This is a genomic window from Streptomyces sp. MB09-02B (genome assembly GCF_033794485.1).
Classification (GTDB): Bacteria; Actinomycetota; Actinomycetes; order Streptomycetales; family Streptomycetaceae; genus Streptomyces.
On sequence record NZ_JARGEE010000484.1, the window covers coordinates 1 to 6157 of the forward strand.

8 protein-coding genes are annotated in these 6157 nt (G+C 74.0%); 5 read left to right on the top strand and 3 right to left on the bottom strand.

All coding sequences use genetic code 11. The annotated features are described in order from the left end of the window. Positions 1-22 precede the first annotated feature (22 nt). The gene (locus P1P70_RS38505) at positions 23-862 is read right to left on the bottom strand and encodes a nucleopolyhedrovirus P10 family protein (RefSeq protein ID WP_319246072.1); all 840 of its coding nucleotides are present in this window, start codon (positions 860-862) and stop codon (positions 23-25) included. Between the two features lie 86 nt (positions 863-948). Here P1P70_RS38505 and P1P70_RS38510 point away from each other — a divergent pair, with 86 nt between their 5' ends. The 5 genes from P1P70_RS38510 to amaP all read left to right on the top strand — a co-directional run bounded on the left by P1P70_RS38510 (position 949) and on the right by amaP (position 3443). Then, on the top strand, positions 949-1434 hold the full coding sequence (locus tag P1P70_RS38510; protein WP_319246074.1) for an Asp23/Gls24 family envelope stress response protein: 486 nt from the start codon (positions 949-951) through the stop codon (positions 1432-1434). Positions 1435-1520: 86 nt separating this feature from the next. Continuing rightward, positions 1521-1706 (top strand): hypothetical protein, encoded by a 186-nt coding sequence (locus tag P1P70_RS38515; RefSeq protein WP_319246076.1) that lies wholly within the window; start codon positions 1521-1523, stop codon positions 1704-1706. Then, positions 1703-2104, top strand: a complete 402-nt coding sequence (locus tag P1P70_RS38520) for a hypothetical protein (RefSeq protein ID WP_319246078.1) — start codon at positions 1703-1705, stop codon at positions 2102-2104. The genes P1P70_RS38515 and P1P70_RS38520 overlap by 4 nt, the downstream gene beginning before the upstream one ends. Next, positions 2101-2859, top strand: a complete 759-nt coding sequence (locus tag P1P70_RS38525; protein WP_319246080.1) for a DUF6286 domain-containing protein — start codon at positions 2101-2103, stop codon at positions 2857-2859. Before P1P70_RS38520 ends, P1P70_RS38525 begins: the two co-directional genes overlap by 4 nt. Before the next feature lie 5 nt (positions 2860-2864). Further along, on the top strand, positions 2865-3443 hold the full coding sequence (gene amaP / locus P1P70_RS38530) for an alkaline shock response membrane anchor protein AmaP (RefSeq protein ID WP_319246082.1): 579 nt from the start codon (positions 2865-2867) through the stop codon (positions 3441-3443). 33 nt (positions 3444-3476) lie between these two features. Here the strand turns inward: amaP and P1P70_RS38535 are convergent, their stop codons facing one another. Further along, entirely contained in the window at positions 3477-4232 is a 756-nt protein-coding gene (locus tag P1P70_RS38535; protein WP_319246083.1) for an SDR family oxidoreductase, read from the bottom strand. Between the two features lie 4 nt (positions 4233-4236). After that, a complete protein-coding gene (locus P1P70_RS38540) occupies positions 4237-6039 on the bottom strand; it encodes a glycoside hydrolase family 15 protein (protein WP_319246085.1) in 1803 nt (600 codons plus the stop codon). Between the last annotated feature and the right edge of the window lie 118 nt (positions 6040-6157).

Sequence of the window (6157 nt, forward strand, 5' to 3'; positions counted from 1 at the left end):
GTCGAGGGGCGGGTTCTCGGGATCAGGTGCCGACCGCTGTGACGAGTACCGCCACCGAAGGGCGGTCCGGCAGGGAGTCGCTCACCGCCGCGCGTACCTCGCGGGCCACGTCCAGGGCGCGGCGTTCCTCCGTCACCGCCAGTTCCACGCGGACATGGCGGCGGGAGAGGGCCGGCCCGGCGGCGATGTCGACCGAGCGAGCGGGACCGTCGACTCCGCCGAGGCCGCCCAGGACACCGAGACCCCCGAAGACGCCGGTCAGCCGGGCGACGCCGGGGACGGAGAGTGCCGCCGCGGCCACCTGGGCCTCCTCGTCGTCCCCGACCGCCGCCGTGGGCGCCGTCGAAGCGGCGGCGGTCGGGGACGACGAGGAGGGCGCGGGACCGAACGACTCCGCGTCGGCCCCCAGCTGACCGGACGGCCCAGTGTCCGTCTCCACCAGGAGCGTCACCCGGAGATCCACCTCGGCCACCGTCAGCCCGAGACGTTCCCCGGCGGCCGTGAACAGGGCCTTCCTCAGCCGGGCCGCCGTGGCCGGTAGGGGCTCGGCGGCCGGGCCTGCCGAGGCCGCGAGGTCGGCCGTGACCCGGAGCGGACCGGGCGGCAGGGCACTCGGAGGCGGGGGCACGGCCGTCTCGTGGCCGTGGCCGTCCGCGACCTCGCCCTTCTCCTCACCGGAGTCGACGGGCGAGATACGGAGCCGTCCGAGCGTGAGCCCGCGCAGGGGCGTGGCCGCGCTTCGCAGGGCCGTCCTCGCCGCGCTCTCCGTGATCCACGCGCCGTCGTGCGGGCCGCCCAGGGGGAGCACGCGGCCGAACCCGAGCTGCCGGCGCACCGCCTTCGCCCAACTGTCCGCCGTCATTCCTCCAGCCTGCCGCATCCCCGGCGCGCGGTGCCGCAACCGCGCTTACTGTGGCTTGAGGGGGACGACCGGAAGGGACTGACGGCATGACTGACATGACGGAGCGGAACCGGACGGAAGGGCCCGACACCACCAAGGAGTCGCCGCAGGTCGGGCGCAGGACGACCCGGCGCGGCGGCGGTGATCCGGCGGGCCGGGGGCGTACGACCATCGCCGACGGCGTCGTGGAGAAGATCGCCGGGCTCGCCGCGCGGGAAGTGGTGGGCGTCCACGCCATGGGCAGCGGACTGTCCCGGACGTTCGGGGCCGTGCGCGACCGGGTCCCCGGCGGGGCCAAGTCCGTGACCCGGGGCGTGAAGGTCGAGGTCGGCGAGGTGCAGACCGCGCTCGACCTGGAGATCGTCGTCGACTACGGGGTCTCCATCAGCGATGTGGCCCGTGATGTGCGCGAGAACGTCATCGCGGCCGTCGAGCGGATGACCGGCCTGGAGGTCGTCGAGGTCAACATCGCCGTCAGCGATGTGAAGCTGCCGGACGAGGAGGACGACGAGCCGGAGTCCCGGCTGCAGTGAGCGGGGCAGGCGCTTCCGCCCCACCGCGCAGGGCCTCGAACCCCGTCCGCCGGTGTCAGGAGTCTCCGAGTCGCTAGGAGCGCAGCATGAGTTTGGCCGTGATCGGCATGGTCGCCGGGATGGCGCTGGGCTTCGCCGGGTACTTCGGCGGATTCGGTGCCTTCCTGCTGGTTGCCGCGCTGGGCGCCGTCGGCTTCGTCGTCGGCAGGTTCCTGGAGGGGGACCTGGACCTGGGCGACCTCTTCCGCCCGCGTGACGACCGACGCCGATGAATCCGGTGGACAACGGCCGCCCCCCGGAGACGCAGGAAACACGGGAGACGCGGGAGACGAGGGTCGTGGCGCCCGGTGGACGCGGGGCGACCCGGATCGCCGACCGGGTGGTCGCGAAGATCGCCGGCCAGGCGGCGCGCGAGGCACTGGTGGCACCGGCGCTCGCCTCCGCGCCCCCGAACGCCACTGTCGTGGTCCATCACGAGACCGCGCGCGTCCGCGTCACGCTCGGGCTCCCCTACCCCTCCGACATCGGTGGCCAGTGCGCTGCGGTGCGTCGCCATGTCATCGAGCGGGTAGGGACGTTGGCGGGAATGCGCGTGACGGAGGTGGCCGTCCAGGTGGAACGGCTGCACCTGGCACCCGCACACGACGTGGCACAGGGGAGGACGCGATGAGCGAACCCCAGGGCACCGAAGGCACCACGCGACGACTACCCGTCATCGAGAAGGCAGGGGAGCAAACCGCCGGGCAGTCCGAAGAGCAGGCCGGTGGCCCGGTCGACGCGACAGTCGGCGACAAGGCGGCCGGCCGCGATCCGGACCAGTCCGCGTCCGCCTCCGCCTACCACCCGCCGCCCGCCCTGGACGGGGAGGAGGGCGAGAACGGCGGCGAGCGGCGCTTCTGGTCCGCGCGCAGAGTTCCCGCGGGCGTCCTCGCGATGCTGCTCGTCGCGGGCGCGGGCCTCCTCCTCTACGACGTCGTCGCCGTCCGTGCCGACCGGCCCGCCATGGCGTGGCGCCGCTCGCTCGCCCGGGAACTCGCCGAGCGGCCCCTCGACGACACCTGGGTGCTCGCCGGCGCCGCCGTCGCCGTACTCCTCGGCCTCTGGCTGCTGGTCCTGGCCGCGACCCCCGGGCTGCGTGACGTCCTGCCCATGCGCCGCGCCCACCCCCACGTACGGGCCGGACTGCACCGGGGCGCCGCCGCGCTGGCCCTGCGCGACCGGGCCATGGAGGTGTCGGGCGTGCAGTCCGTACGGGTCCGGGCGGGACGCAAGCGGGTCGACGTCCGCGCGGTGTCCCACTTCCGGGAACTCGACGACGTACGGGCCGACCTGGACGTGACGCTCGCCGACGGCATCCGGGGGCTGGGCCTGTCCCGGCCCCCCGCCCTGTCGGTGCATGTCCGCCGCCCCGGCCGGAAGGGGTGACGGCGATGCTGAGGATCGTCAACCGCGTGCTGCTCGGAGTCGTCGGGCTCGTCCTGGTGGTGGTCGGCGGCGCCGTCCTCGTCGTCGGGCTGGGTGTGGACCCGCCCTCCTGGTGGCCCTACGACGGCCGGCGGGACGTGCTGCTCAGCGACGCCGGCCGGACGCGCTGGCGCGACTCGGGCTGGTGGTGGCCCGCCGTGATCGCGGTGCTCGCCGTCCTGGTCCTGCTCGCCCTGTGGTGGCTGACAGCGGTGCTGCGCCGCCACCGTCTCGCCGAGGTGCTCGTCGACACGGGCGACGGGGAGGGCGCACTGCTCCGAGGGCGCGCGCTGGAGGGAGTCCTCACGGCCGAGGCGGCCGGCTCGGACGGCGTCGAACGCGCCCACGCCCGGCTGACCGGCCGCCGCAACGCCCCCGAGGCCCGGGTCCGCCTCCTCCTCCAGCCCCATGTGAACCCGGGGGACGCCCTGCACACGCTGACGACCGGGGCACTGACGCACGCCAGGGAGTCGGCGGGACTGGCCGCGCTCCCGGCGGAGGTCCGGTTGAGAGAAGCCAAACACCGTGCCCAGAGGGTGAGTTGACGGCCGGTCCATCCCGGCCTCCCCGACCCCCGGTCAGAATCCGTGCCGCATCCCACCGTCGACCGGCAGCATGATCCCCGTCAGGTAGGAAGCGGCCGGAGACAGCAGGAACGCTCCCGCGCGTCCGAACTCCTCCGGGCGCCCGTACCGCCGCAGCGGAATGCGCGACTCGTGCGCCGCCCGCGTCGCCTCCGGGTCCGCCGACATCCCGTCCAGCTCCCGCACCCGGTCCGTGTCGATACGGGCCGGGAGCAGGCCGACCACCCGGATGCCGCGCGGCCCCAACTCGTCGGACAGCGACTTGGCGAAGCCGGCGAGCCCGGGCCGCAGCCCGTTGGAGATGGTCAGCCCGGGGATCGGCTCGTGCACGGACCCCGACAGCACGAAGCCGATCACGCCGCCCTCGCCCAACTCCTCGGCCGCGGCCCGCGCCAGGCGCACCGCCCCCAGGAACACCGATTCGAACGCGGTGGTCCACTGCTCGTCGGTGGTGTCGGCGACGAAGCCGGGCGCCGGGCCGCCCACGCTGACCAGAATGCCGTCGAAGCGCCCGAAGTGCTCACGGGCGGCGGTGATCAGCCGCCCGGCGGCCTCGGGGTCCGCGTTGTCCGCGGCGACTCCCACCGCGTTCGCGCCGAGTGCGGCGGCCGCAGCACCCGCACTCTCCTCCTCGCGGCCCGTGACGACCACCTTCGCGCCGTCGGCGACGAGTTCCCGTGCGACCGCGTTGCCCAGTCCGCGGGTCGCCCCGGTGACGATGTAGACACGGTCCTTCAGCCCAAGATCCATGGCCCTATCCTGCCTTCTTCCCGTCGTAGAGGGCGAGGGCGGTGCCGACGAGACCGACGTGGCTGAACGCCTGCGGGAAGTTGCCCAGCTGACGGCCCGCGACGGGGTCGTACTCCTCCGCGAGCAGGCCCACGTCGTTGACCAGCCCCACCAGCCGGTCGAACAGGTCGCGCGCCTCCCGTGTGCGGCCGGTCAGGTGCAGTGCGTCCGCCAGCCAGAACGAACAGACGAGGAACGTGGCCTCGCCGCCCGGCAGCCCGTCGACGGAGCCCGTCGCCGCCGTGAGGTGGTCCGCGCTGTAACGGCGGACGAACCCCTCGTGGCACAGCTCCTCACGGATCGCGTCGACCGTGCCGACGACCCGGGGATCGTCCGGGGGCAGGAAGCCCATGAGGGGGATCAGCAGCAGCGCGGCGTCGAGTTCACGGGAGCCGTAGGACTGGGTGAACGTGCCCCGGTCGGCGTCGTACCCGCGTTCGCAGACCTCGCGGTGGATCTCGTCGCGCAGGGCCCGCCAGCCTTCGAGGTCGCCGCCGGTCAGGGTCGGGTCGTCCTCCAGCGTGCGCACGGCCCGGTCGGCGGCGACCCAGCACATCACCTTGGAGTGCGTGAAGTGGCGGCGCGGCCCGCGCACCTCCCACAGCCCCTCGTCCGGCTTCCGCCAGGCCGTCCGCAGGTAGTCCATCAGCGCGCACTGCATCCGCCACATGTCGGGCTTGTCGGGGAGGCCCGAACGCCGGGACACGAAGAGGGAGTCCATGACCTCGCCGTACACGTCCAACTGGAGCTGGTGGACGGCGTCGTTGCCGACCCGGACCGGGCGCGAGTCCTCGTAGCCGGACAGCCACGGCAGTTCGTGCTCGGGGATGCGGCGCTCACCGGCGAGGCCGTACATGATCTGCAGGTCGGCCGGGTCGCCCGCGACCGCGCGGAGCAGCCAGTCGCGCCAGGCCTCGGCCTCCTCCTGGTAGCCGCAGGACAGCAGTGCGCCGAGGGTGAGGGTGGAGTCGCGCAGCCAGCAGTGCCGGTAGTCCCAGTTGCGGACGCCGCCGATCTCCTCGGGCAGCGAGGTGGTGGCCGCCGCGACGATGCCGCCGGTCGGGGCGTAGGTGAGGGCCTTGAGGGTGATCAGCGAGCGGACCACGGTGTCCCGGTGCGGGCCGTCGTACCGGCAGCGCGCCGCCCAGGCCCGCCAGTCGTGGAGGCTCGACCGCAGCGCCTCGTAGGGGTCGACCAGGCGGGGGCGGGGCTCGTGGGAGGGGTGCCAGGTCAGCACGAACGCGACCTTCTCGCCCGGTTCCACCGTGAACTCCGCGTACGTGGCCCGGTCCTCGCTCCACGACCGCACCCGGGGTTCGCTGCGCAGCCATACCGAGTCGGGGCCGGCGACCGCCACGCGGTGGCCGGCCGACCTGCGCATCCAGGGAACGGCCGAGCCGTAGTCGAACCGCAGCCGCAGGGTGCTGCGCATCGTGACCCGGCCGGACAGGCCCTCCACGATCCGTACGACGTCGGGGGCGCGGTCGCGTTGCGGCATCAGGTCGGTGACGCGTACCGCGCCCTCGTCCGTCTCCCACTCGGTGTCGAGCACGAGCGAGTCGTGCCGGTACGACCGCCGGGTACAGGTGCCGCCCGCGTCGGGCGCGATCCTCCAGTGGCCGTTCTCCTCGTCACCGAGCAGCGCGGCGAAGCACGCGGCCGAGTCGAACCGCGGCAGGCAGAGCCAGTCGATGGAACCGTGGCGACTCACCAGCGCGGCCGTCTGGTGATCGCCGATCAGGGCGTAGTCCTCGATGTGGGGATGCACGGGAACCGGGTTCCCGGGGCGGGGGGTGATCAGTCCCGCGCGAGCGTCCGCCTGCCAGGCCCGTCCGCCTGCCCGGCCCCGTCCGTCAGCCCGGGCCCGTCCCCGCCGTGGTCCCTCC

Coding starts and splice junctions, on each gene's coding strand:
- P1P70_RS38505 (WP_319246072.1), bottom strand. CDS start 862: ATGACGGCGGACAGTTGGGCGAAGGCGGTGCGCCGGCAGCTCGGGTTC.
- P1P70_RS38510 (WP_319246074.1), top strand. CDS start 949: ATGACTGACATGACGGAGCGGAACCGGACGGAAGGGCCCGACACCACC.
- P1P70_RS38515 (WP_319246076.1), top strand. CDS start 1,521: ATGAGTTTGGCCGTGATCGGCATGGTCGCCGGGATGGCGCTGGGCTTC.
- P1P70_RS38520 (WP_319246078.1), top strand. CDS start 1,703: ATGAATCCGGTGGACAACGGCCGCCCCCCGGAGACGCAGGAAACACGG.
- P1P70_RS38525 (WP_319246080.1), top strand. CDS start 2,101: ATGAGCGAACCCCAGGGCACCGAAGGCACCACGCGACGACTACCCGTC.
- amaP (WP_319246082.1), top strand. CDS start 2,865: ATGCTGAGGATCGTCAACCGCGTGCTGCTCGGAGTCGTCGGGCTCGTC.
- P1P70_RS38535 (WP_319246083.1), bottom strand. CDS start 4,232: ATGGATCTTGGGCTGAAGGACCGTGTCTACATCGTCACCGGGGCGACC.